Origin of the sequence: Microcoleus sp. bin48.metabat.b7b8b9.023, from assembly GCF_013299185.1 — a bacterium.
Classification (GTDB): Bacteria; Cyanobacteriota; Cyanobacteriia; order Cyanobacteriales; family Microcoleaceae; genus Microcoleus.
In genome coordinates this window covers 59,023-83,376 of record NZ_JAAFKG010000034.1, presented here as the reverse complement: position 1 = coordinate 83,376, position 24,354 = coordinate 59,023, and the positions used below count along the sequence as shown (strand labels likewise).

Genomic DNA, 24,354 nt, shown 5'->3' with positions numbered 1-24,354 from the left:
GACTGCATTGGACACAAATGTGATTTTGTTTTCCTTTCTTCTTGCCGTTTTTACGGATATGGGTTGATTTACATTCAGGGCATTGCATAAATTATTCCTCCTATTCATACTCTAACTCAGCAACGCCCAATTTTTATTGTTATTGTGGGATGGGCGGGAGAACCCGTTCTTTCTAGACGGGCGGGACGCCCATCCCACAAATATGTATAAATTATTTAATTTGCGATCCTTAATTGACAGTTGACAGTTTAAACAATACCGATGCAACCGGAAACGATATTATTAGCAAGCACATCCTAATTTACATTTAAATATTACCGAAAACAAATATCTGGGATTTTACGCGCCGCGACAATTTATCATTGTAGTAAGGTCTGATTACCAATTACTAATTACGATGTCTTTACAATTTATTAGCATTCCGCCAACCACCGATCGCAAACCAGTCGCTTTAATTGTCGCTTTGCACGGATGGGGTGCTAATGCTCGGGATTTGACTGCGTTAGCACCGGCGTTCAATTTGCCGGATTATCAGTTTGTGTTTCCCGACGCCCCGTTTCCCCATCCTCAGGTAATGGGTGGCAAAATGTGGTATGACCTAGCAAACAAAGATGCTGAGGGATTGGTAGAAAGCAGGGAATTGCTGAAGGAATTATTGCTGTCTTTGGAAAGCAGCACGGGCGTGCCTTTGTCTCGCACGATTTTAGGTGGCTTTTCTCAAGGCGGGGCGATGACTCTGGATGTGGGCTTGACTTTGCCCCTAGCGGGTTTAATTTGTTTGAGCGGTTATTTGCATTCGTCGATTTCACCAGTTGCTGGGATTGCTTTGCCACCTGTTTCGATCGTGCACGGTACTCAAGATACTATTGTGCCCGTTAGTGCGGCGGTGCGATCGCGCGAGAGTTTGACTGCTTGGGGAGCACCGGTGCAGTATCGAGAATTTAACATGGGACACGAGATTATCCCGGAAGTTGTAGATGTAATGCGAAGTTTTGTTGTAGAAACTGTGTCTAAATCTGATTAAAGGCTTAGGATATAGTATGGCGGAAGTCTCGGGCAGGGGAAAAAAATGAAAACTTTAACCAAAGCATCGCGCGATATTGCTGTACTTACTTCTGAGGACGTGGCAGAATTGGCTGTCCGTTTGGAAGTTGACGATTATACAGATCCTTTTGAGGGATTGAATGATTGGCATTTGTTGCGATCGCTTGCCTTTCAGCGGCCGGAGATGGTTGAACCCTATCTCCACCTTCTGGATATGGAAGCCTACGACGAAGCATAGGCTTAAAAATCTAGCTCAAAGTTTCGACGGAATTGAGGAAGAAGTTAGCAGCATATTTTGTTGCGGATTGAACAGATGAGTTATGGATTTTTGTCTTTTTTCATCTCAACTTCTTTCTTGATTCTTTTTTATGAGAATATGAAACAAGGTTTGTAGTGAGGACTTTAGTCCTTCATGGATGCGGACTAAAGTCCTCACTACTAACCAATCTTATCAGGTTTGTAGTGAGGACTTTAGTCCTTTCATGGATGCGGACTAAAGTCCTCACTACTAACCAATCTTATCAGGTTTGTAGTGAGGACTTTAGTCCTTCATGGATGCGGACTAAAGTCCTCACTACTAACCAATCTTATCAGGTTTGTAGTGAGGACTTTAGTCCTTCATGGATGCGGACTAAAGTCCTCACTACTAACCAATCTTATCAGGTTTGTAGTGAGGACTTTAGTCCTTCATGGATGCGGACTAAAGTCCTCACTACTAACCAATCTTAAATCCAAATAATATTATAAGTAAGTCGTATTTTATCTAAAATATAAAATCCTATGGTGAAAGGTAGACGAATTTTAATCGGCGTTAGTGGCGGGATTGCGGCTTACAAAGTTTGTGAAGTAGTTTCAACTTTAGCAAAAGCTGGATCTGAAGTTAAAGTGATTCTGACTGATGCAGCCGGGGAGTTTGTCACGCCTTTGACTTTTGCTACTCTTTCCCGCCATCCTGCTTTTACTGACAAGGATTTTTGGCAAGCAAATCACGGCCGCCCGCTGCACATTCAACTGGGAGAATGGGCGGAAGTTTTTGCGATCGCTCCCCTGACTGCTAATACTTTGGCTAAGCTGGCGGGGGGTTTTGCTGATAATTTGCTGACTAATACTGTTTTAGCTTCTACTTGCCCAATTTTGCTGGCGCCGGCGATGAATACTGATATGTGGGAACAGCCTGCGGTGCAGCGGAATTGGCGGGAAGTGTTGAGTTATCGGCGCTATCATGCGGCGAATCCGGGGGCGGGAATGCTGGCGTGCGATCGCGCGGGTGTCGGTAGAATGGCTGAACCTCATGAGATTTTGCCTCATATTGAGTCGCTGTTGTATGCTAAGGGCGATCGAGATTTAGCCGGTAAGCGGGTGTTAATCAGCGCGGGAGGAACCCGAGAACACCTCGATCCGGTGCGGTTTATCGGCAATCCTTCCACCGGCAAAATGGGGATTGCTTTGGCGCAAGCTGCACTGCATCGTGGCGCGGCTGTGACGCTGGTACACAGCATAACTGGGGAATTGCCGCTGTCTGGTGTACGGGCGATCGCAGTTACCAGCGCCGAAGAAATGCGGCAGGCGATGCTAGAATGCTTTCACGATGCCGATTTGACGGTGATGGCGGCGGCGGTTGCGGATGTCAAACCAGTCGATCGCAGTAATGAGAAATTGCCAAAGCGATCGCTCCCCAATTCTTTACCGTTAGCACCCGTAGCCGATATTGTGGCAGAGTTGGGGAACTTGAAGCAGCCGCACCAAAAACTCATCGGCTTTGCAGCACAAACTGGAGATATTGTCAAGCCTGCGGTGGAGAAATTGCGGGCTAAGAAGCTGGATGTAATTGCCGCAAACCCGATCGATCAAATAGGTGCAGGTTTCGGCAGCAATACCAATCAAGCAATATTAATTAATGCCGCCGGCAAACAAGTAGAAATCGCACTTTGCAGCAAGCTAGAAATGGCTCACCGACTGTTAGATTTTGTAATGGATACGTAGGGGCGGGTTCACCAATAATATTTAATACCCGCAAACAATTTATATAAACCCGCCCCACACAACAGATAACCTACATTAACCTTTACTTCGATGGAAATGAAGCTGCAATCTGCTATAAATTTGCTGGTTCCGGGCATAATTCTGATTCTACAAAAGTCGTTGATTCCGACTCGGCCGGCAACTCAATATTTGCGATCGTAATTTCTAGTTTAAATCCCAACGCTTCGAGCAATTCTACCAAACTGTAAATTTCCGAACCGCCACTTTCAGTCAGCATCCGATCGAGTTTTTCGTGAAGTTCTTTTGCTGACTCCGAAAGAGCATTCATCCTGATTCTAGCCTCAATCACATTTCTGATGGCATTTCTCAGGAGTGCGGGTTCAGGGTCTTTTTCTTCCAAAATAGCCCAGATATAGGCAGCAGCTTCTTCCGGCTCTTTGAGAGATTCAATTAGGTACTCGCGGTAGCTATGACTTGTCGGTGCTTTCACGTTTTTCATAATCTTCCCAGTATACTATAGCTTGTCGAATGTCTTGTTCTTGAGTGCTTTTATCTCCGGCTACTAGGATGACTACAATTGTCAACCCAACTTGTCCGAAGTAGACGCGGTAGCCCGGCCCATAATTAATTCTGAGTTCAAAAACTCCTTCTCCTACTGACTTGACATCTCCGAGATTGCCTTGTTGAACTCGGTCAAGCCTAGACTTGATTCTAGCTTTGATATTCCGATCGCGCACGGAATCAAGCCACTCGTCGAAAGGAAATTTGCCATCTGATGTACCGTAACTTGTAATTTCCCTGGGTTGTACTTCCATAATTTTATCTTAATTCTTGGCCAATTTCTATCATAAACGCGATCGCCACCGCCTTCCCCAAGCAAATCATACTTAAGACAGAGGCATTCGATCGCCTTTTAGGTAAACCTTGTGCAGGAAAGAAACTTTGATTAAAACAGGGAATTGTGAATGAACTTAAGAGCGATCGCACAAACCAATCTACTATTCGGCAGCTTGATAATTAGTCTCGGATTGCAAACACTTCCAGCCGCAGCCGCAGTCACCGACGCCCAAGTTTCCGCCCTCGTAGAAGCCCTGCGACAAGCCGCGCCGCCGCAAACCGCAAATGACGGAATGTACAGTCAGTGGCAAGTTTTACCGAATAATATTTCCCGTTGGGCAAAATTCTGTACCAAACAAGATTTAACACCGCAACAATTTGAAGCCGACACCACAAAAGCCAAAACAATTGTTACCTGTATCGTCGGCGATTTGCTGCGCGACGAATACAAAGCTAGCAGCAACAATGAATTAACCGCTATCCGCCGCGCCGCTTGCTGGTGGATGACAGGAGAATCCGCAGCTTGCAAAAGCGGCGCAACTGCTACTTATGCGGATAAAGTCGTCAGCGTTTACCAGCAGCAGCGGGCTAAAAAGTAACGTTTGTACTGCGGGATTTAGATTTTTTTGACCGCAGATGGACGCAGATGGTTTTGTGCTGATGGACAGATTAGAGCAATTTGATATCAAATTCAATTATCCTATAAGCGCCAAAGATTCTTGAGAACATTAATCTGCTCTTTCTGCCGTCGAGCGATTACTTCTGGCGTCCATTCCTGTTCCCGCAGCACTTGAGTAGTAAGTGCAAAGGGTGAAACACCTGTTTTAGTGGTGAAATACTTCTGTTTTTTCACATCAAAATCATAATTTTGTGCCAGAGTGTTTTTCGCACAAGATAGTAAAACTAAGTTGCCAAGACGATGTACATATTGAGCGTGCTCTTGCTGATTAGCAAACCACTTCATCCACTCACTATTAGCACCTGGATTTTGGGGAAGTACGTGCTCGACAGTAATGTTCGAGAAGTTGTAAGATGCTTCGCCTTCTGACAGAGCAGCATCTAAGCGCACCAAAACATAACGACGAATTTTTGGCATTAGGTAAAGGTCACTATCGAGGACTCTAAGGATATTGTTTGACTCTTCAGGAGTAAACTGAAGCGGTGAATAGGAATTGAATAAATCTTCCTCTTGCTCAATAGCAGTAAGCAATCTACTGTAACGTTCTATGCGCTCATTAATATTGGCGCGGACAATCATTAAACCTGTGGCAAGGCGGTCTAAATCTATAAAGAAACGCACCAAATTATCGGGGTTATGACGGTTACGGTTGCGAGATAGGTAGAGAATGGCAGGTGGTACCCAGTCAAAATTATCAATTTTGTTTAACCATTTAAATAGTTGATTAATTTCCTCTGCACGCGCCTCGCTTTCATAGGTTGAGTTGTAAATGTCCGAAAAAGCCTTAGCATAAGGAACTAAAATTTCATCAATGAATTGCTGAGGCCCAGCCGCAGGATTGATGTTTTCTTGAAACTCTTTAAGGATACTCTTGCTAAGTTTTTTCTTTTCCTTAATCATGCGAATATGAGAAAACAAATCTTTGAATAACTCGCGTCCCAGATTCTCCTCGGTATCTTCCCACTTTTTAGTATATTTTTCTTGTTGGCTTTCCGGTATTTTTCCGATAATGTCGGCTTTCAAGATATCAGTTATGGAGAGATCCAATCCCCTGTTATTCAACACAGAAAATATCCGATACGCCGAGTCAAAGTCAGGCGTAGAAACCACTACTAAGTAGCACTGGGTAATGATAAACTGGGCAAGACGTATATGGTGAGATTCGGCGATAGTCTGCAAACGTTGCAAGAATAAATGTGCATTTTCTTTAATAAGCTTCTGACTATCCATCAGCTCAGCAGTGTTTAATTCTTGGAGCTTGTTAATACCACCTTCATTTTGAATATATGTCTTGAAAAAATCTGCATCTCGCTCGCGCAAAGTCAGACGGTAACGATTAGAGATATTCGCGATTAAGCTGCCTTTTTGGTATAGATAAGTGGTCAAGTCATTGGCGTGTTCTGTTGGCAATGATGCCCTGAGAGCAGCTAGTAGTATGGTGAGAGTCGTTAGACGTTGCTGACCATCTACAATTTCAGCGGCTGGCTGCTCCGATTTGATCAAAACAATGCTGCCTAGAAAGTAGGGGTTGAGTTCATCAATCGTCTCGTTACCATCTCCCAAGAATGTTAGCAGGTCTTCCAGCAGTTCCCCAGCTTCCTCCTTTGTCCAAGCATAGGGACGCTGGTAGAGGGGAATGGTGAACATAAAGTCATCGCTAAAGATTTTTTTAATCGGATGTTGTTCACCCTTGATGCTGACACGGTTCATGCTTGGTTCCTCTGTTAGGTGTGCTTGGTAATTGCTTCCCGAAAGTCAATTTTCCCTGTTGCTAGAATACCATGCTCAAGCTTGGAAAGGAGAACTCTCAACTTAGCCTGTGCAGGCTGGTTCCATTCGTCGCGCCGCAGATGTCAATCTGCGGCTGAATCACCCATTTTCTGCCTGACTTCTCATCAACTTTTGCACGCTACCCAACGCCCGATTTAATTCGTAACTCTTTCTTTCCGAATTTTGCAAAAAAGCCTGCTGTTCTTCCTCAATCATCAATACATCCTGCCGCACCAAACCATCTAATAACTTTTGAGCAGCACCAAAACAACTATCTTTGATAAACTTGCGAAACCACACAGGCAATTTGTGCAGCCGCCAAAACGCATTTAATGAGGTAAAATGAATTAAATAAGCGCGAGTTGCTGTCTCGCTTACCGGGCAAACCAAGCAGTAAATCTTAAAGTCGCTTCCCAATGTTGAAACCCAGTGCGGGTAAACATAACTCACATCAAGCGGTTCCGGGTGCAGTCGGCGCAGAGACTTAAAAAATAACTGGGAAATTGACCAAATTTTATCTATTTTGTAATAACTTTGTGCTTGATAGCGAGCTGTTACTTGATGCTCGTCTTCTGCCAAAGTATCTAATACTGGATTTGCCCAAGCTTGCCAATCATCGTGCAAGTGTCCGTGGTACATATCCATCAAGTTTTCAATTAAAAATGAATAGTGCGCCTGACAGTCGATGACTGATACTGTGGCAATATAATTGAGATCTTCCCACTCGGGCAAATCCAATAAATCTATTTTTTCGGATTGGGTTTCGTCGCCGGGAAACAGCCAGATAAAACCGTTTTGCTCCTTGACTGGATAGGAGCGAATTTTGCAGTTAGGTAGCTTTTGGTTTTCTGCTAAATAATCGACTTCCGCGCATTCTCCGCTTGCATTTAAACGCCATCCGTGGTAGGCGCATTCGATTAAATCGCCTTTAACTTTGCCGTGGCTGAGTTTAACTTGTCGGTGCGGGCACCTATCTTCTAAAGCGTTGATTTTGCCTGCACTGTCGCGGAAAAGCACGATCGCCCGATGCCACAATATCGCAGCTAGGGGCTGACTCTGTACCTCTGTGCTGCGGGCGACTGCATACCATTGCTCCAAATTAATGCCCAACTCGCGGATGTGAGTTTTTTGTACCCTTGCAGATACCGATTCGATCGCATTATTTTGCATTACAAATTTTCCCAAATTACGCCCATAGAACAACCCAATCTTACAAAATAACAGCCGGGAAAGCAACGACCGTAAATTCTTTTAAATCTCCCTTCTGACAAATACCTGTCGCTCGCTAAATGCTTCAACCAGCTTGGCGACAATCTAAATTTCAACAATCTTGAAGCATCGCGAAATCCGTATTTAGAACAATCGGGAATAAAATTTCTGATTGCACCTATGATGTAGCCGAGGGTGGCTGGTGTTTCGACTTCCGAGACATTATCTAAAAAGACAATTTTACCCTGGCGGTTTAACAAGTTCTTAATGCCTGAGAGGGCGACGGGTAGGTTGGGTAGGTGGTGAAAAGTGGCGGCACTAACTATTAAATCAAATTGGCGATCGAACGCTAATTGACTGGCATCCATTTGGATGTATTCGATATTGGGGGCTGAGCGTTTTTGACTAGCAATAGCCAGCATTTTTGCTGATAAATCTACCGCCACTACACGCTCGTAATACTTAGCTAATTCCCAAGCCAGAATGCCAGAACCGCAGCCAATATCTAATGCTGTACCTTTGTTGGAAGACAGATTTTTAGTAAAAAAATCGTTCTGGCTTTCCAAGGTAGCAGCGAAATCGTATTCTGTTGCAAAATCATCAAACGTTACAGATTTATTGGGAATTTTCCAGTTACTCTTCAGCATCTATTCTTGCTTTATACTCATTCAACATTTTACCCGCAGATGCACCCAAAGCCACGCGGATGTTTTTTTTCCCAAGCTCTGACTTTTCTCCTCAGCGAAACCACACCCACAAACCGTAACTCATCTGAATTGCTAGTAATATTACCAACAAACTCAGGAGAGCGATCGCTCCTAATCCTCCGAAAAGACCTACAATTAGTGTCACAACCGCCGCAGCTAACTTTAAGGCAGGACTCCATATCGGGTGAGCGGGTTCGTCCTCATCTCGGCGCAAAGTGGTTTCCAGGAGAGCAATCACAGCCAAAGAAATCGCTAAAGAACCGCAAATTAAGCACTGCACGTTCAAAGGGAGCACTGTTGCTTTCGAGGCAATCATATTGTTGATTCCCGCCGCCGTTGCTGTCACCGACATTACCAACGGCATATGCAAATATCCCCAAGTAAATACCCAACCAGTTGCAGGTTTTGGAGGCCTGCGAGCGACAAAATCAAAGTATATCCACCAGATACCGAAAGTTAGCGTCATTCCCAGAATTCCAGTGATGGCATCGGCAAAATCAAAGTGTTCTTTGGCGGCCAATCCTTGAACTACGCTGACTACGGCTTCCCCCAAAACGATAATCATAAATAGTCCGTATCTTTCGGGAAGTCTGGAACTGCTAAATTGGGGCAGTTTTGCTTGGTGTTTGACGGTAAATATCGGGGTATTGATATCGATAAATAACCCAATTACCCACAAGATAAAACGTGTTGGGGGAGGTACGAAAACGGATAAGATAAAAAAGGCGATCGAAATACTAGAACCCATGACAAACCGTTTCGCAGTCGGGCGGAAACTCGGTTCGTGGTAGCCTGCCCGCCACCAGAGAACAGTTACAATCGATCGCGCAAATACGTAAGATAAGGCAAAACCCACAGAGGTTTCTCCTAAACCGTGGTGGGAAAATACCGCCAATCCCGCTACAGACAAAATTAGGAGAAATGTAAACAAGCGATTTTCAATTCCTTCTGTCTCAAACCGCTCGTTATAGTAAGTTGCACCGATCCAAACCCACCATGCGGGCAAGAATAGCAATGTGTATTTGCCCGCGCCTGCCCAAGAAACATCGATCGCCAAATTGTGCGACAATTCGGCAATAACTACTACGAATACCAGGTCAAAAAACAGTTCCAGCCAGCTAACTTTCCGGTGCAAGTGCTGTTCTTCGTCGGTGCGGATTTGCGGTTTTTGCCACCAGATTCTTTTAGCCATAAACCAATGTTTTGTGTGCTAATTTCACTCGAAATAAAATAAAAAGGTTCGTAGTGAGGACTTTAGTCCTTCTATGGATGCGGACTAAAGTCCTCACTACGAACAGTTTTTGTTAAGGTTCGTAGTGAGGACTTTAGTCCTTCTTCTCCTGAGGACTAAAGTCCTAACTACGAACCAGTTTTTGTTAAGGTTCGTAGTGAGGACTTTAGTCCTTCTTCTCCTGAGGACTAAAGTCCTAACTACGAACCAGTTTTTGTTAAGGTTCGTAGTGAGGACTTTAGTCCTTCTTTTCCTGAGGACTAAAGTCCTCACTACGAACAGTTTTTGTTAAGGTTCGTAGTGAGGACTTTAGTCCTTCTTTTCCTGAGGACTAAAGTCCTAACTACGAACCAGTTTTTGTTAAGGTTCGTAGTGAGGACTTCAGTCCTTCTATGGATGCGGACTAAAGTCCTCACTACGAACAGTTTTTGTTAAGGTTCGTAGTGAGGACTTTAGTCCTTCTTCTCCTGAGGACTAAAGTCCTAACTACGAACCAGTTTTTGTTAAGGTTCGTAGTGAGGACTTTAGTCCTTCTTTTCCTGAGGACTAAAGTCCTAACTACGAACCAGTTTTTGTTAAGGTTCGTAGTGAGGACTTCAGTCCTTCTATGGATGCGGACTAAAGTCCTCACTACGAACAGTTTTTGTTAAGGTTCGTAGTGAGGACTTTAGTCCTTCTTTTCCTGAGGACTAAAGTCCTCACTACGAACCAGTTTTTGTTCGTGCGGACACGATTGAAAATCCGCCCCGCTGCAAATCCTAGATTTTCAGCACGCCTTCGGGATTCACCGTCAAGAGCGATCGCCTCTGCAAACCCTCCTGGTATAAAATAGCATTAGCTGCCAACAAACCGCTGCTCACCGCCCTTTCCATTAAACCGCAAGGAAAAGGCATTTTTACCCAATCTCCCGCAAACAACAGATTGGGAACAGCGCAGCAAGTCTCCGGCCTTTCCGCATAACTACCGGGCGGATAGCCCGAGAAATTATTTTGATTTACTAACTCCCGGTGCAGCAGAGTTGCTGCTTTTAATTCCGGTACAATTTCATACAATTCTTGCTCAAAAGTAGCCAGCAAAACTTTCTGGTTGGGAAATTCCTTCTCCTTGTAACAATAAGCGTGCAATTCCACTACACTGCCGCCAGTTTTCTGATGCCACTCGATGAACTGATCCTGAATTTTATGGTAAAGTGTGATGCTATCAGTCAGTTTGTAGCCCGAGAGCGAACTGAAATTGCTGTGCTCCCAGGGAAAATCGCGATCGAACCAAAAACGGCCAACCGCAAACGGATCTGCTATTTTCAATTCCTCAATTCGGCTGTGCACCTGCGGATTCACCTCACCGCTGGCCAAACTAAACAAATGCTGCATCCCCGGAACATCCGCCGCAAATACATAATAATCAGCCTTCAATGTTTCCGCCACATTCTGCGGTTGCGACTTATTCGGAGCTGCGGCTAACTGTATCTCATCGGATTTTTTATCCACTACTTTAAATCGAGGCAAATCCCGTTGAGCAGGCCCGCTCACAACTCGCCCATCAGCATCAAAAACTGCCCCGTGACAAGGACAGTGAAATTGACCGTCATTTTGTTTCTGAACCGTGCAGCCTTGGTGAGTACAGCTCAGAGAAATTGCCTCTTTTCCTCCAGGTGCGGCGGCAAACACGCTGTCGCCAGCGCCGAAATATTCCGTAGAGTTGCTGTCAGTTAATAGCGTATTTCGCTTCACCCAAAAAGGTACTTTACTTTGCACTTCTCCCGACTGATAAGTCAAAGAATCAATCTGACCGTTTTGCCAGTGAATTCCACTAACTGCGACATCTGTCAATACTTTGCCACCTTTACTTTCAATGGATCTGGCAATCGGCTGCACTAAAGAAGTGCCCATATCTTGCCGCGTGCCGTTGAAGGCCAAACCTTCGGGATTTCCGAAAAAGTAAAAGTGGAAGAATTGCATTAATTCCCCCACGCTCAATTCGTCGGGAGCGTTGAGGCTGGACTTGGCAAAAGGCAGAAAATACAAGTCGTAAAGTCCGCGCGGGAATTCACCTTTTACCCAGTCGGCAACTGATATGTTGTCGAGGCGAGCAAAACTTTGTTGAGTTTGAAAACCGCCGATTTCCCGAAAAACTTGCCAGTGAGCGGGTTTTGTTAGATTGATTCCCCACTTGAGCCGGTTGGGAGAAGATATCCCCAAATCAACTATATTCCAGGGGAAAGCTGAATGGTTTGGACGGAAAACTTCTGGTTTGTATTTGCCGTCTCGAAACACAACGGCGTAGGATTCTAAAGATACAAAGTTATCGGTAATTTCTAGTTCTTTGACCACACTTTTGAGGTTGTAGTATTGGGGGAAAAAACCGTGAAAACCGTGTTCCATCATAAAGGTTTCGTTCCCGACTTTTATCGGCCAACTAGCAATTTTACCGCCGAGTTGGGGCGATTTGTCCAACAGCGTCACGGCGAAACCCCGCTGACTCAGTTCGTAAGCACAGGCGAGCCCTGCTAAGCCTGCACCGACAACTGCAACGGTTTTGGGTTTATTCAGCATTCGTGGCAAGTCAAGAGTATCTTGCACGAAAACGGCGGGTTCGGGCTTGGACAATCGAGAGTAGCCCAGCAGCCCGCCTGCGGCACCGACTCCGAGGAATTTGAGGGCGGTTCGTCGAGAAACTGGTGGAGATAGCGGTGGATTGGTTGATTCACTCATAAAGCTGGTGCAAACAAATATGTCGTCGGATTTTAGATTTCAGGTTTTAGATTTTAGAGGCGATTGCCAAATGTTTCCGGGGACTTGTACCCAAAAACATCTCAAATCGGCGGTTGTCTCTAAAATTCTTCCGCGATGAGGTATATGCTATCAGCCATACATCATAAGACCTAAGACACGATCCTGGCAGAAATACTCAGACACATTACTGAGATGTAGTGAGTCGATCGCGCGATCGGAAATTAATCTATCTCAGGTATGATGTTTCCAGGGCTATTGTAAAGTAATGTTACGCCCGCTACACCCAAACCCAACCGTACAATCTATCACCTAAAATTCATAGACTTAAACCAGTGACAGTTAAACTATTGTTGAAATTGCGCCGCCGAGAGTTTCTGAAAGCTTTCTCACTTGGCTTAGCCGCCCCTTTTTTGTATAACAGCGCAGCACATTCTCAAGATTATTCAAATATCGCAAAAAGTGCTATCGGCACCAATCTCACAGCCCGAGAAAACCAAAAATCCGGAACCCCAGACTGGGAGTTAGAAAATCCTGCTACGAAGCGAGAAATCGAAGGTTACGCCTCTCTGACCAGCGTCAATCTCGGCGGCGAAATTAAGTTATTTGTTAACACTAAAGAACCGAATTATAGCATAGAAATATTCCGCACCGGATGGTATAATGGACTCGGCGGTCGCCGGATGAATGACCCAATTGTGCGGAAGGGAATCAAACAGCCTCCGCCGAGAGAAGATGAAGCATCGGGACTGATAGAATGCGATTGGAAAGACCCCTATATTTTGCAAATTCCCGATCGCCCTTCGGACTGGACGAGCGGCATTTATTTAGCGAAACTCACCGCCAGTATCAGCGGGAAACAAAGTTATATTATCTTTGTAGTGCGGGATGACGATCGCAAATCCGACATTTTATTTCAATCCAGCGTTACCACTTTCCAAGCGTACAACAATTGGGGTCACAAATCCCTTTACCGCTGGAACAGCATGGCCAAACAAGCTTACAAGGTTTCGTTTAATCGGCCTTACGCCATGAGTCCCAACCGCAAAGCAGCTTACGGCGTAGGTGCGGGGGAATTTCTGACAAATTTTCAGCCAAAAAGGAGAACTTCAAACGCTGGTTGGGAATACAATATGGTCAGGTGGCTGGAAAAAGAAGGCTACGATGTTACCTATGCCACCAACATTGACACGCATTTTAACTCCCGGTTGCTGTTGTCTCACAAAGCATTTTTGTCCGTAGGTCACGACGAATACTGGTCGCGAGATATGCGGGAAAATATAGAAGCAGCTAGAGATGAAGGCGTCAGCATCGGATTTTTTGGTTCCAATATTTGCTATTGGCAGATCCGCCTAGAACCCAGCCGAATTACTGGGGAAGTAAACCGAACTGTGGTTGCTTATAAAGAAATGGCAGATTTAGACCCTATGGGCGCATTACCAAAAGAATTAGGCGCCGTTAATTCGATAGTAAAAATAGCTAATAGTGGGGACTTTAACTATGGAACAGAGCAACTAGAAAGCACTCAAATAGCAACAACTTACAATAAATCGCCCGCACTTAATTCTTTAGTAACAACTCGCTGGCGAGATCGCTCTATCGGAAGTCCAGAAGATGCTTTGATAGGTGTTATGTACGAGACATTTCAAGTTAACTCTGATATTGCGATCGATAAAAATGCCCCGGATTGGCTGCTGGAAAAAACTCAGTTAAAACAGGGCGACAAGTTACCGGGACTGTTGGGTTATGAAGTCGATCGAATGTTTGGCAATGCCCCGAAAAATATAGTTCGGCTCGGTCATTCTCCATACCCTCACGGGGGAGGGACTCGCTATGCTGACATGACGGTTTATACAGCAGATTCGGGGGCGAAAGTATTCGCGACTGGTTCGATGCAGTGGGCGTGGGGATTAGACGATTACAATGCGCCGCAGTTGCGATCGCCAGTTTTAAATGCCGGAGCTCAGCAAATAACGCGAAACGTTTTAGCAAAGCTGTTAAATTCAGCCAAAAAGTAAATTATGTAATAACTATCCTCTATCTCCATAAGCCACAAGGTAAAGGGAAGCAGAGCCTCCGAATCTGCATTACTAGGCAGAGCCTGGTAACGAGCAACGAGCAAACATTGCTTAAGTTATTAAATTGTTATTCCTAATCAAGGTACGTAGTTGGGATGAGAGCCCTCTTTCGAGATATACATGAAGAGGGCTCGCATCCCAACTACGTACCTAATTTTTAGGATGACAATAAAACCATCCTGCTTCTTAACGGGGATGCGAGGCGGAGATCCGAGTATAAGAGTGTTAATTGATACTCCCCAGGGCTAAAGCCACGGGGATTATTGAATGAATCGGAAAACTCTCAAAGGCGTTATCAAATCACCTCTATTCGCTCAAAACAACTACCCGTACAAAAGGTATTGCAATTGCGCTTACTTGAAATTGTGTTTGCTTGTCAGTATCCATCACATTTGCCAGATAGGTACGCTTCACATTCTGCCATTACTTGTCAGTTATACAGGCTTACTACATGAATGGTAGTGGGGGCTGCGCTGCGCCGGGATTTCTCCGATACAAGACAAGTTTTAACACGTAGATAGGTTTTTTACTTACAATCTAATTATAACAAATCTTTAGATCCATTATGTAAATAAATATTAAAGGCGGTTGAAACCGCCGCCGACTTCCGAATCATGTCTAAAGCCAGGGGCACGGGAGGCTGGTTCTTCGGTCAAAAAAAGCTGTAGGGTGCGGACTACGTACCCTACAACCTATATGTAACAGGTTAAACAATAAATAGATGTAGAGGAGGTTTTACTGATTGTTAGATTTGCCGTCAAACACCTCTCTGAGTAACGTCAATCCTGCTAAAACGCTCTCCATCTGCTCCTGAGACAAATCCTCGAACATTGGCGAAATATTGCTACAGGTGAGCGCTTGAATTTCTTCGAGCCTCCCACGACCAGTTTCTGTCAGTTTCAGCACCACCGCTCGCCGTTCCTGAGGATGTTCTTTGCGGTCTACAAATTTTTCCTGAACCAAGCGCTCGCAAATTGCAGAAGCAGTCGGTCGAGTTACCCCCAAATAATCTGCTAACTTGGATAAAGAAGAACCTGGATAGCGGTAAAGAAACATAAGACTGCGAAACTGAGATATCGATAAAAAGGGTTCTCCTTGATTTCGCATTTGGGCTCGAAGCGACCCCACAATCAGCGGAATGATTTCCACTACTGCCGCAGCGCAGCTATCGGGGGTTATTCCTGTAGAGGATTTTTCCAAATTCATCTTTCTTCCCCCTGAAAAATCTCCACCATTGCTGTACTCGGCAAGGTGGCGTGAGCAAAAGGGATGCTCGGTTGGTGCAGCATACAAATCAAATTTCATGTTTGAGTAAAAAAACCTTTGCGTCAACAGAGGCTTTCTGTGAAGCTCCTGCACTTGCTCGGAGGGTGCTTCAGTGACTTATTTAGGTTTTTAGTTCACTTTTCCCAGGGGGGTGCAAGTAAGTATAGGCGACTCGGGCATTTAATTATGGACGCTCGATCGCTAATTTGCTTTATAGACAGTACAGGTATTCGCTCTGCACCGCAATTGCAGTAATACTAACTGTTAGCTATTCTAACGGTTTAGAATTAATTTGTTTGGCTAAATTTGTCAATTTATATGAAAATCGTGTGTAAATTTGGAAATTCAATCTATTTATCAATCCCTGACTTGAATTTACTGCAATTAACTGCCGCGCGCTGCTATTTTCATTGAGGGAGCTGGAAATGTTGTTTTTAATTTGGCATCGATTCTGTTTGGGTTGTCGATAGCTAACATTGGCGATCGACCGCATAGTGTAAGATTATTTATCTAATTAAGTATTATTACATATAAATTAGATAAGCTGAGTTATATATATCACAGTTAGTTGCTCGATTGGAAAAAGTACCATAAATTTTGGAATTTTTAACCGCCGATGGCTAGCGGGCGACAGGCCATTGCCACAATTAACAAAGATGAGTATAAAAAGTGAGAAAGTTGGTTTGATTAGTAGCCTTAACACTATTTTCGTAATCCGTACAAGTACCTATCAGATCGAAAATTGTTGGTGCGATCGCAAATCAAGTCAACAGCAAAGGAATGAGAATTAAATAACTTATTGATAGTTCTTGTGGGATGGGCGTCCCGCCCGTCCAGAAAGGATGGGCGTCCCGTCCATCCAACTTTCAAGAGTGTAAATTATTTACTTTGGGATCCAAAACTGAAATATACCGCCGCCAACTTGTCGCCACCCAAAATATCGACTTAGCCGAACTCTACCACGAGGCTTGCCATACTTTGCTCCCAGTGATAGCGCTAGTTAAATTTGATGCAACTTAATTTACAACCTAAAGACATAGGACATAAAAAGCAATTATTGAAAAATTTACCCACACTGAAATCGCCGCATAGGGGTTGAGCATTTTAGGGTATGTATCGGATCTGACTGATGCTTTGAACAATTCACCAATGTTGAATGGCAGTTTAGCCACCCCCAAAACTTGCAGTTCGATGCCGAAAACAGCAGTCTGGCACTACGTTTGACGTGCTTGTTGACACCAATCCACGCCGGGGATTGCGCCGTAAAGCAGAAGCTGTGGTTCAGTTGACTGTTGACTGCTTGAGGGTGACCTCTACCCTTAAGTCCGAGGATTGGACTAATGAATAGTCTGATTTTAATTTCTCCCGGGCGGGCGGGCTTTCAACCAATTCTTTCTGGTAAGTCCTGGCCCAGTACCTCGATCGCCCCTGCACGCCGATATTCCTGCGATCTCTGCGTGAAGCCTTCTCAAATCGTAGCTATCCGGTAGGGAATCCCCCATTTACTGTCAACTTTTGTAAAGTTTCGGCAACTTTTGCATAAAACTTGGCCAGGGTGCCTGAGATCAAGACAGGGGAAGCGCGCAGGGTGAGAGTTCGATCTCAAGCCCGAATTTCCGCTGCTTCAGGTTCAAATGTATTGATTGTTACATTTATTTTTGGGTTGGAATCTTTAAGAATATGCCACAGGATTCGATCGAGGGTGTTGAAATCAAGGCGGGATTTGCGATTGCAGGGGAATCAATTCCCGCTATTTCTCAAAATAAGCTGCCGTTGTAATTGCTCAACTAGAGTGTCGGTACAAATGTTGGGCTTGAATCCTTTGGACGGTGGAGTGCTGGAATTTTTGCTAGTTTTTTTGGGAGATGGCTCTGGCTCGGGTTTTGGTTCGTAGGTGTCTAATATTGCGCTGAGTTTTTGGATTTTCTCCCATAGCTCTACTATCAAGGCTTCTTTTTCCTCGCTCGATAGTTGTTTTAAGTCGGGGGAGTTTTTCCATTCCTTTATCTAATGTCTATCTTGTCTTCTTGTTAAAGGGGTTGAGCAATTACCTTATTGGTTCTTTTGCATGATTTAGAAGGGTCGAGTCCACCAGGTTTGGTATGAGAATCGGGAGGTGTGTTAGGTGTTTTTGATACTTTCGATCCGGCCCCTGGTTTCGTGTTTTTGTCTGGTGGTGTGATTGGTGTTTTTATATCCGGCTTTCTCTGGGGTTTGGCGTTTTGTGCGATCGCAATTCGATGATTTTTGACCAAATTATTCTCTACTACAGTAGCTGGATGTGCCGGATTTGCCAGCGCTGACGCAGAATCGATCGCCAAAATTAAACCCAAAACTAACTGCAATGGCATTTTACACATAAAAGCCCTCTTCTCTCCCAGTTTCTCTGAGTTCGGAATTTGCTTGTATAGAAGCGGTTTCAACCGCCGAGGCTTCGTTTGTGCGATCGTCAAATCCGAGATTTCAACCGCCGAGGCTAATTAAGATCGATCGTACACAAACAAGATACCACCCGTCGCAACTAAAGCCAAAACCGCCGGAACCAAAGGCATCCAGCCACCGAAAGTTAAAATTACCAAAGAACCTTGGTACAGCACAAAAATCATACCACCGCTAGCGATCGCCAACACCAAGAGCGATCGATCCCGCCAAGCCAACAACCCGCCCATCACAGCCACCAACCACACAAAAACAGCATCTCCCCACTGTATCCCTTGCAATTGCGGCAAAACCCACAATAGCGGCCTTTTATCAATCGCAGCGCTGAGGATTTGACTAACCATGTGAGCATGAATCCAAACTCCCGGCATTTTACCGTAAGGAGTATCAGATTCCTCCCTCGAAACTTGCGAAGTGTGGCCGATTAAGACAATTTTACCCTTAACTAAATCAGAGTTTATTTTCCCTTCTAATACTTCTTGAAGTGTCACTTTAAAAGCTGGTTTCGGGTTGGCGCGGTAGTTGAGCAATATTTGACTCACTAGCGCCTTTAAATCTTGATAACCTCCTGTACGAATAGCCAATCTTTTAAATGTAATATCAGCGATTCGCCACTCGTGATTGTCACTTATCTGTGATTTTATTCCTTGATTTTCCAAAAAACGCAAAGCTAACAGAAAGTTGAAGCTATTAGAAATTTTACAATTATTAGTAAAAGTAGAAAGATTTGGTTCATAGGAAAGAGATTGACGGCGAATACTGCTACCTTTTTCATGGCGCAATTCATCCGGAGTTAAATCGCTAAAACCCAGTTGATTGGTTAATTTAGCCTTCGACAATTCTGGCGGCGGATCGTAATTTTTATCGGTGGAACCATAGCTGCATACAGTAATAATATTAGGATTGCTATCAAACAGAGAAATTAAGTTTTTTCGTCCTGGCTCCCTTGGCGAATTGCGGTGCATATTCAAACCAATTGCTACAGGTTGAAACTGCTGCAAATTGTCGATCGCCTTTGCTAAAGTAGCATCATTTTGAGGATAGCCGTAATTCTCGGCATCATTGTCTGTCACTTCCACAACCAACAACCGATTGTCGATTAATTCAGGTTGGCGCTGGCTCATTAGTCGATCGAGCATTGACAGTTCCAGCGCCTCGATAACCCCCATAGAGCGGGTTCCCATCACAGCCAGGGTACAGCCCGCACTCGCCAAAATCACCGACTTCAAGCGCGAAAAACCCTCAACCGGTCGTCTTTTCCCAGACGTGGGAAGCAAAGTCAAATCCGGGGCCACAGCAGGCAAATCCGGCGCCAGCAAAAAATCGTTCCAAACCGCAGGCTTCGCTGCCGGATGCTGCCAAATTACAGGCAACCAACTAGCACAAGGAAATTCCTTTTCCCAAGTCTCCAACCGCCGCCGCGCTTCCCCCGCTGCTGCATACAAAGACTTGCCATTCACAAACTCTTTAAGAAAACATTTTAAAAATTCTTGAGCCACAATATCCGGCACAAACTCCCGCATTAAAATCATTTGCGGAATCATCTGAAAATCATCTAAATTTCTAGCCAAACCCAACCCATCGCAACAGTTAAAAATAGCCAGTTGCAAACCATTTTTTACCGCTTTCCTCAAGCCGCACCATAACTCATTAATTGTTAAAAAATCTGTTTGATTGATATATATTTTTCCAATATCCTCCTCAGTTTCCCCATGTCCTGCAAAAAATATAATATCCCAAGATTGCTCCCAAAGTTCGTCGCTGATTTCTTCCTGTTTCGGTTCCACTAGAAACCTCACATCAGCATTGGAAGACAAATTCTCCAAAATTTTCCTATCTTGCGTGATATCAATCCCAGCGCTGTTTCCCAGAATTGCTAAAATCCTTACCTTAGACTTGCGGATAGGTTGTCCGGGATTTTCCAGTGTTACATAGTTTAATTTACTCAGGGAAGGTTCGGCTTTCGGAAATCTTTCAAACAAATCCCACTGATTCCAAGGCAGTTTGTGCAAGTGTTTGTCATTTGTGCAAATCAGCACCCTTGCCTCTTCATCTGGATTTAAATTGTCCCCAATTATTCTATCTACCCTAGCAAACTCAGGAGACTTCAGCCAATCATTCAGCATCAACGCAAGTTTTTTCCCAGACTCTTTGCAATCATTCACAGGACTTCTTGCGTTAATCTTTTTCGGTTTTATCCGACGAAAAGACAATCCTTTAGCCACCGTCGATTTCACAGCGGTATTTTTTTTGGCATCTTTGTGCAAAAAAGGGTAAATTAAATGCACTAAATTTTCCTGGTGGTGCCGGGAATTTGTTCCCATAGCTCGATATTTTTCCAGCCAATGTTCTTCTTCAAAAGCGGCTATTTGCGGGTTGGCTGGCAATCTTTTACTTTCCGTAAAGTCCGTAGAGGGAAATTGATTGTTTTTCCCAATTTTTATGGTGCAGCGAAAACCTTCTTCGCAATCTCCGTCTAATTTCAAAACAATTAACTTATCCATAATTCACACCCCCTGTTGATAAGTGACAATTAGATCAAAAAATTTTCAGTCACGCTGAAATCGCCCAAAGCCAACTTGACGCTAAAATGCTCTCCCGGTTCTCCGCTTAACTCAAAGAGCAAATTTTCCGTTTTATTTGCTCTAGCTTGCATCAGAGGTTCACCTTCATCATCCAGCACCATCAACTGCAAATCGTTGGGCAAGTTAGTTTGACCGTTTGTGGGATAAACCTCTACCGAAATATCGATATCTGGTTCGTCGGTTGTCATCAATTCCACAAATAAAGCTACTTGCTCTTTCCCCCACTCTAAGTTGAGTAATTTGCCTCGCTTGACTGGTACGCGTACATCTGCTGAAGCGCTTTTTTCGACAACTTGAGGACTTCGGAAAGCAAACTGCAATTCTGGTTTTGAATCGAACAGCGTTTGGGCTGTATGCCAACCGCTACCGACAATATTGTGCAACCACTGACTGAGATTTACAGGCTTGATCTCGTCTAAGTATTCTAGCAGGTTGTCGATCGACTCCAACTCGCTAAGAAGAACTTTTTCTCGATCGCCATTTTTGACAAATCCCAGCAACTTCACCTCTTCGACAGATTGGCCGATCTCTACAGCAACATAACCGATTCTGTCCGATCGCACTTCTGCCGGAATCGATACACATTCTTCACCAGGGCTTACCCAACGGCATTCCAGCTTGCCAATACCTTTGACATCCAAATCCGCAATATCCATGAATTTCTGGATCGCAGGATTCCAAATATTGCTGGCGTCCAAATCAGTGTCTATTTCCATGCACTGAAAGTACAAATCGACTGCGTGCACCGCCAAAGCATTGAGATAAACCTGTTTGGCTTTCCCCCGGTCACTTTGCTGCTGTGCAAGGGTTTGAGCGCTGCGGTAGGCTGCTGGGGCGATCGGTATTGTCAAAACTAAATCAACTTCTGTGTTATTCATGATCCATCTCTGTTTTTGGGTTTTGAATGTCCTACAAGTATTCTCGGAATCTGGGCGTGAATTTCTCCAAAGACCTCTGGTAAAAACTGCTCAAACTTGAAATACTTACTCCTAACTCTTCGGAGATTTGCTGCAAACTTGCATCTTCTATCACTCTCTTGACCAGCAACAATTTAAAGTTGACGTGGGCGTGCTTTTTCATCACTTCGTTTTGAAAAATATCGCCCGGATCTTCTTCAATCATCTCGATTAGACCTGCTGCGATTGGACAAGATTCATGTTCTGCCTGCTGCTTTTCCATTTGATTGAAAACGGGTTCCATATCTCCGTAGTATACAGTTGGTAAATCTTTCCTACCTATAACTTTAGGGGTGGTTTCTTGAAAACATTTAACTATCAAGAAGTTTACCCACTGGCTGACCTCTTTTTCAGGTCGGTAGTTGTGAATTTCCCGGGAAATGCGAAACATCAGTTCCTGTTTGGCTTCCAGCAAAATTTCCTGATAAATTGCGTAGGAAAAATTCTTATTCTGCGGACAGTTAATGATTTTATATTTTTCAATTTCCATCACTAATCTGGTCACAGCTTTCTGTCGCCCTAAAGTTTTAGGCTGGTGATTTTTGGCAGCTATGGCTAGCTGTTTGAGCCGATTGTCAATGTCATCCTTAGTAGGCATCTCTTATTCCAAGGTTACTCAGAAAAATAGTCTCCAACCAGCTATGCAGGCCGCCGGGGTTGAGCGAATGCTCCGAGAGCGACTGGTGCGCCCGCTGTCGGAGCCGCCATATCCCCTGCAATGCCTTCTATTTGCCTATCTGTCGGGATCTGCGATTTTTATGCAAAACTTCTGCATAATTTACAAAACTTTACATAATTCGCGAATTTCCGGGCCCAGGGGCGGTCGTTGGTGCGCCAGGAATCAGGCGTTGCGGGCTGTTGGGGCGATCGCAAATGTTTGACGTTTGTGTGGAATGCTATAATCGCGATCGCCAACAGAGTTAATTATTTACAGGAAGCGCGATCGACAACCGAGCAGGGCGATCGTACTCCAAACCAACGGTTTTTACTATCCAGAGTGGTGCAGCAGTCAAATAAGCCGTTATTATTGTTTCAAAAAATTCGATTTTAACCATCATTCCCAATTCTTTAATCGCAAATCGAAAATGGTATAAACGCCCCAAAATCATGCACTACCAATCCCAGCAGCACCGTCAAAAACACGCAACTCAGAAAAAAATCAAAAGAGCTATTTTTTACTGTTTGACAGCCATACTTTTCTGCTGGAGCACCGCGAACCTCGCTACAATTGCCCAAAAGCCAGACCCCGGTGGGCTTCAAGGCTCAGAAATGAGAAATATTCTCGATCGCGGAAACCTCACCGAAGCCGTCACCAGAATCGAAAAAGACTGGGAAGAAGACTATCAAACATACTTTGAACAAAACTTTACCGCCCGCGAAAAAACCGCCGAATCAATATCAAAAACTCTTTCCCGCCTAGCAGTTCAAACCAAGAAAAAACCAGCTTTAATTTACGCCATCCCGCGCACAGACCAACTAGAACTAATCTTAATATTGCCCGATCGCCCGCCAATTAACCGGAGCATCCCCTCAGCCAAAAGAGACAAACTGGTGCCAGTAGTCCAAGAATTGACCAGCGAAATCACCAAAGTAGCACAAATTAATACTACCAGCTATCTAGAATCAGCTCAACAACTTTATCAATGGATAATTGCACCGCTAGAAACCGACTTAAAAATAGCAAAAATTGACACCCTGCTGTTCTGCGTCGGCGAAGGTTTGCGAACCGTACCCCTAGCAGCAATGCACGACGGCCAGCAATTTTTGGTCGAAAAATACAGTATGTCGCGAATTCCGGCATTCAAGCTGACAGACATCAATTATACGGATCTCAGAAACTCTCACGTCTTAGCAATGGGAGCAGAAAATTTCTCAGAAACCGCAAACAAAGAACCGCTACCGGCTGTTCCGTTAGAATTAAGTGCGATCGCCAGACAGTGGCCAGGTCAATCCTTTATCAACGAAGATTTTACCATCGTTAACTTGCAATCGCAGCGACTGCAACAAAGATACGGCATCATCCACCTGGCGACTCACGCGGAATTCCGCCCCGGAAGCCCAGATAACTCCTACATTCAATTTTGGGATAACCAACTCAGATTATCTCAAATGAGAGATTTGAAATGGAACAATCCGCCACTGGAACTGTTAGTATTGAGCGCCTGTAGAACTGCTTCCGGAGACAAAGAAGCAGAACTCGGATTTGGCGGCTTAGCGTTGCAATCGGGAGCAAAATCTGCCCTCGCCAGTTTGTGGTACGTGTCAGATGCGGGGACTCTGGCGCTGATGACAGAGTTTTACCAGCAGTTAAAAATCAGCAAGCCTCAAAATCCTCCAATCATTAAAGCTGAAGCTCTCAGGCAAGCACAAATTGCTGCGATTAAAGGTAAAGTTACGATAGAAAATGGGCAACTGCGAAGTTCTAGGGGGGAAACTCCGTTGCCGCCGTCTATCCCCAAACTTGAGAGCAAAAATTTATCGCATCCTTATTATTGGGCCGCTTTTAGTGCGATCGGCAGTCCTTGGTAATTGTGGGTAGAAACAGGCAAGATGTCTGTTTTACAATTGGAAATCTCTAGGGAAACTGTATTGCCGTGTCCGGCGCGGGACTCTACGGATCGCGATCGTCCCGGATCGCGCTTCACCCGAAAGACCGCCAGGGACTCAAGTCCCTGTCTAATAGCGAAAGTCCTCTGAAGAGGACTGATGAGTTCTTCAGTCCTCTTCAGAGGACTTTTGCTTTGAGGCAGGGGTTTAAACCCCTGCCGGACTGCGGGTTTAACGCGATTGTTGACACGACCAAAGACCAAGCCTAAGTCCGGCGCGGGACTCTACGGATCA

At 44.6% G+C, this 24,354-nt stretch carries 22 protein-coding genes and 1 pseudogene; 9 read left to right on the top strand and 14 right to left on the bottom strand.

Annotated elements, in window-relative coordinates; genetic code table 11:
* Positions 1-88: pseudogene (locus tag QZW82_RS19570) on the bottom strand (IS1 family transposase); the annotation flags it as partial.
* 309 nt (positions 89-397) lie between these two features.
* Between QZW82_RS19570 and QZW82_RS19565 the strand changes: the two are divergent.
* From QZW82_RS19565 to coaBC, 3 genes are all read left to right on the top strand, one after another.
* A complete protein-coding gene (locus QZW82_RS19565; RefSeq protein ID WP_293151427.1) occupies positions 398-1,024 on the top strand; it encodes an alpha/beta hydrolase in 627 nt (208 codons plus the stop codon).
* 45 nt (positions 1,025-1,069) lie between these two features.
* A complete protein-coding gene (locus QZW82_RS19560; RefSeq protein WP_096830400.1) occupies positions 1,070-1,282 on the top strand; it encodes a DUF2555 domain-containing protein in 213 nt (70 codons plus the stop codon).
* Between the two features lie 542 nt (positions 1,283-1,824).
* The gene (coaBC, locus tag QZW82_RS19555; RefSeq protein WP_363318787.1) at positions 1,825-3,027 is read left to right on the top strand and encodes a bifunctional phosphopantothenoylcysteine decarboxylase/phosphopantothenate--cysteine ligase CoaBC; all 1,203 of its coding nucleotides are present in this window, start codon (positions 1,825-1,827) and stop codon (positions 3,025-3,027) included.
* A gap of 112 nt (positions 3,028-3,139) precedes the next feature.
* On the opposite strand, the gene QZW82_RS19550 is transcribed toward coaBC, so the two are convergent.
* Both QZW82_RS19550 and QZW82_RS19545 read right to left on the bottom strand, forming a co-directional pair.
* Positions 3,140-3,526: a transcriptional regulator gene (locus QZW82_RS19550; protein ID WP_293151422.1), complete on the bottom strand. Its 387-nt coding sequence runs from the start codon at positions 3,524-3,526 to the stop codon at positions 3,140-3,142.
* Positions 3,495-3,842 (bottom strand): type II toxin-antitoxin system RelE/ParE family toxin, encoded by a 348-nt coding sequence (locus QZW82_RS19545; protein ID WP_293151419.1) that lies wholly within the window; start codon positions 3,840-3,842, stop codon positions 3,495-3,497. Before QZW82_RS19545 ends, QZW82_RS19550 begins: the two co-directional genes overlap by 32 nt.
* Positions 3,843-3,992: 150 nt before the next feature.
* On the opposite strand from QZW82_RS19545, the gene QZW82_RS19540 reads away from it, so the two are divergent.
* On the top strand, positions 3,993-4,463 hold the full coding sequence (locus QZW82_RS19540) for a hypothetical protein (protein WP_293151416.1): 471 nt from the start codon (positions 3,993-3,995) through the stop codon (positions 4,461-4,463).
* A gap of 101 nt (positions 4,464-4,564) precedes the next feature.
* Here QZW82_RS19540 and QZW82_RS19535 read toward each other — a convergent pair whose 3' ends face one another.
* The 5 genes from QZW82_RS19535 to QZW82_RS19515 all read right to left on the bottom strand — a co-directional run bounded on the left by QZW82_RS19535 (position 4,565) and on the right by QZW82_RS19515 (position 12,171).
* A complete protein-coding gene (locus QZW82_RS19535) occupies positions 4,565-6,253 on the bottom strand; it encodes a DUF262 domain-containing HNH endonuclease family protein (RefSeq protein WP_293151413.1) in 1,689 nt (562 codons plus the stop codon).
* A gap of 159 nt (positions 6,254-6,412) precedes the next feature.
* On the bottom strand, positions 6,413-7,483 hold the full coding sequence (locus QZW82_RS19530) for an aromatic ring-hydroxylating dioxygenase subunit alpha (protein ID WP_293151410.1): 1,071 nt from the start codon (positions 7,481-7,483) through the stop codon (positions 6,413-6,415).
* Positions 7,483-8,169 carry a bifunctional 2-polyprenyl-6-hydroxyphenol methylase/3-demethylubiquinol 3-O-methyltransferase UbiG gene (locus QZW82_RS19525; protein WP_293151407.1) on the bottom strand — a complete coding sequence of 229 codons (687 nt, stop codon included), beginning with the start codon at positions 8,167-8,169 and terminating at the stop codon, positions 7,483-7,485. The genes QZW82_RS19530 and QZW82_RS19525 overlap by 1 nt, the downstream gene beginning before the upstream one ends.
* Before the next feature lie 91 nt (positions 8,170-8,260).
* Positions 8,261-9,421 carry a low temperature requirement protein A gene (locus QZW82_RS19520; RefSeq protein ID WP_293151404.1) on the bottom strand — a complete coding sequence of 387 codons (1,161 nt, stop codon included), beginning with the start codon at positions 9,419-9,421 and terminating at the stop codon, positions 8,261-8,263.
* Positions 9,422-10,218: 797 nt separating this feature from the next.
* Complete coding sequence (locus QZW82_RS19515) at positions 10,219-12,171, bottom strand: FAD-dependent oxidoreductase (protein WP_293151401.1); 1,953 nt, start codon at positions 12,169-12,171, stop codon at positions 10,219-10,221.
* Between the two features lie 353 nt (positions 12,172-12,524).
* On the opposite strand from QZW82_RS19515, the gene QZW82_RS19510 reads away from it, so the two are divergent.
* Positions 12,525-14,207 (top strand): N,N-dimethylformamidase beta subunit family domain-containing protein, encoded by a 1,683-nt coding sequence (locus tag QZW82_RS19510; protein ID WP_293151399.1) that lies wholly within the window; start codon positions 12,525-12,527, stop codon positions 14,205-14,207.
* Positions 14,208-15,002: 795 nt separating this feature from the next.
* Here QZW82_RS19510 and QZW82_RS19505 read toward each other — a convergent pair.
* Positions 15,003-15,473 carry a MarR family winged helix-turn-helix transcriptional regulator gene (locus tag QZW82_RS19505; protein WP_293151397.1) on the bottom strand — a complete coding sequence of 157 codons (471 nt, stop codon included), beginning with the start codon at positions 15,471-15,473 and terminating at the stop codon, positions 15,003-15,005.
* 948 nt (positions 15,474-16,421) lie between these two features.
* Here QZW82_RS19505 and QZW82_RS19500 point away from each other — a divergent pair.
* Both QZW82_RS19500 and QZW82_RS19495 read left to right on the top strand, forming a co-directional pair.
* Positions 16,422-16,553, top strand: a complete 132-nt coding sequence (locus QZW82_RS19500; RefSeq protein WP_293151395.1) for a hypothetical protein — start codon at positions 16,422-16,424, stop codon at positions 16,551-16,553.
* A 320-nt stretch (positions 16,554-16,873) separates the two neighbouring features.
* A complete protein-coding gene (locus QZW82_RS19495) occupies positions 16,874-17,023 on the top strand; it encodes a hypothetical protein (RefSeq protein WP_293151393.1) in 150 nt (49 codons plus the stop codon).
* A 540-nt stretch (positions 17,024-17,563) separates the two neighbouring features.
* Here the strand turns inward: QZW82_RS19495 and QZW82_RS19490 are convergent.
* From QZW82_RS19490 to QZW82_RS19475, 4 genes are all read right to left on the bottom strand, one after another.
* Positions 17,564-17,893 (bottom strand): hypothetical protein, encoded by a 330-nt coding sequence (locus tag QZW82_RS19490; RefSeq protein WP_293151391.1) that lies wholly within the window; start codon positions 17,891-17,893, stop codon positions 17,564-17,566.
* Between the two features lie 120 nt (positions 17,894-18,013).
* Complete coding sequence (locus QZW82_RS19485; protein ID WP_293151388.1) at positions 18,014-20,476, bottom strand: CHASE2 domain-containing protein; 2,463 nt, start codon at positions 20,474-20,476, stop codon at positions 18,014-18,016.
* Positions 20,477-20,505: 29 nt separating this feature from the next.
* The gene (locus QZW82_RS19480) at positions 20,506-21,435 is read right to left on the bottom strand and encodes a DUF1822 family protein (RefSeq protein WP_293151385.1); all 930 of its coding nucleotides are present in this window, start codon (positions 21,433-21,435) and stop codon (positions 20,506-20,508) included.
* A gap of 31 nt (positions 21,436-21,466) precedes the next feature.
* Complete coding sequence (locus tag QZW82_RS19475; RefSeq protein WP_293151382.1) at positions 21,467-22,111, bottom strand: hypothetical protein; 645 nt, start codon at positions 22,109-22,111, stop codon at positions 21,467-21,469.
* 228 nt (positions 22,112-22,339) lie between these two features.
* On the opposite strand from QZW82_RS19475, the gene QZW82_RS19470 reads away from it, so the two are divergent.
* Together QZW82_RS19470 and QZW82_RS19465 are read left to right on the top strand one after the other, a co-directional pair.
* On the top strand, positions 22,340-22,564 hold the full coding sequence (locus QZW82_RS19470) for a hypothetical protein (protein WP_293151379.1): 225 nt from the start codon (positions 22,340-22,342) through the stop codon (positions 22,562-22,564).
* Between the two features lie 56 nt (positions 22,565-22,620).
* Positions 22,621-24,042: a CHAT domain-containing protein gene (locus tag QZW82_RS19465; RefSeq protein WP_293151376.1), complete on the top strand. Its 1,422-nt coding sequence runs from the start codon at positions 22,621-22,623 to the stop codon at positions 24,040-24,042.
* Here the strand turns inward: QZW82_RS19465 and QZW82_RS19460 are convergent.
* The gene (locus QZW82_RS19460) at positions 24,003-24,323 is read right to left on the bottom strand and encodes a hypothetical protein (protein ID WP_293151373.1); all 321 of its coding nucleotides are present in this window, start codon (positions 24,321-24,323) and stop codon (positions 24,003-24,005) included. The genes QZW82_RS19465 and QZW82_RS19460 overlap by 40 nt on opposite strands.
* Positions 24,324-24,354: the final 31 nt, after the last annotated feature.

Coding starts and splice junctions, on each gene's coding strand:
- QZW82_RS19565 (WP_293151427.1), top strand. CDS start 398: ATGTCTTTACAATTTATTAGCATTCCGCCAACCACCGATCGCAAACCA.
- QZW82_RS19560 (WP_096830400.1), top strand. CDS start 1,070: ATGAAAACTTTAACCAAAGCATCGCGCGATATTGCTGTACTTACTTCT.
- coaBC (WP_363318787.1), top strand. CDS start 1,825: ATGGTGAAAGGTAGACGAATTTTAATCGGCGTTAGTGGCGGGATTGCG.
- QZW82_RS19550 (WP_293151422.1), bottom strand. CDS start 3,526: ATGAAAAACGTGAAAGCACCGACAAGTCATAGCTACCGCGAGTACCTA.
- QZW82_RS19545 (WP_293151419.1), bottom strand. CDS start 3,842: ATGGAAGTACAACCCAGGGAAATTACAAGTTACGGTACATCAGATGGC.
- QZW82_RS19540 (WP_293151416.1), top strand. CDS start 3,993: ATGAACTTAAGAGCGATCGCACAAACCAATCTACTATTCGGCAGCTTG.
- QZW82_RS19535 (WP_293151413.1), bottom strand. CDS start 6,253: ATGAACCGTGTCAGCATCAAGGGTGAACAACATCCGATTAAAAAAATC.
- QZW82_RS19530 (WP_293151410.1), bottom strand. CDS start 7,483: ATGCAAAATAATGCGATCGAATCGGTATCTGCAAGGGTACAAAAAACT.
- QZW82_RS19525 (WP_293151407.1), bottom strand. CDS start 8,169: ATGCTGAAGAGTAACTGGAAAATTCCCAATAAATCTGTAACGTTTGAT.
- QZW82_RS19520 (WP_293151404.1), bottom strand. CDS start 9,421: ATGGCTAAAAGAATCTGGTGGCAAAAACCGCAAATCCGCACCGACGAA.
- QZW82_RS19515 (WP_293151401.1), bottom strand. CDS start 12,171: ATGAGTGAATCAACCAATCCACCGCTATCTCCACCAGTTTCTCGACGA.
- QZW82_RS19505 (WP_293151397.1), bottom strand. CDS start 15,473: ATGAATTTGGAAAAATCCTCTACAGGAATAACCCCCGATAGCTGCGCT.
- QZW82_RS19495 (WP_293151393.1), top strand. CDS start 16,874: ATGAATAGTCTGATTTTAATTTCTCCCGGGCGGGCGGGCTTTCAACCA.
- QZW82_RS19490 (WP_293151391.1), bottom strand. CDS start 17,893: ATGTGTAAAATGCCATTGCAGTTAGTTTTGGGTTTAATTTTGGCGATC.
- QZW82_RS19485 (WP_293151388.1), bottom strand. CDS start 20,476: ATGGATAAGTTAATTGTTTTGAAATTAGACGGAGATTGCGAAGAAGGT.
- QZW82_RS19480 (WP_293151385.1), bottom strand. CDS start 21,435: ATGAATAACACAGAAGTTGATTTAGTTTTGACAATACCGATCGCCCCA.
- QZW82_RS19475 (WP_293151382.1), bottom strand. CDS start 22,111: ATGCCTACTAAGGATGACATTGACAATCGGCTCAAACAGCTAGCCATA.
- QZW82_RS19465 (WP_293151376.1), top strand. CDS start 22,621: ATGCACTACCAATCCCAGCAGCACCGTCAAAAACACGCAACTCAGAAA.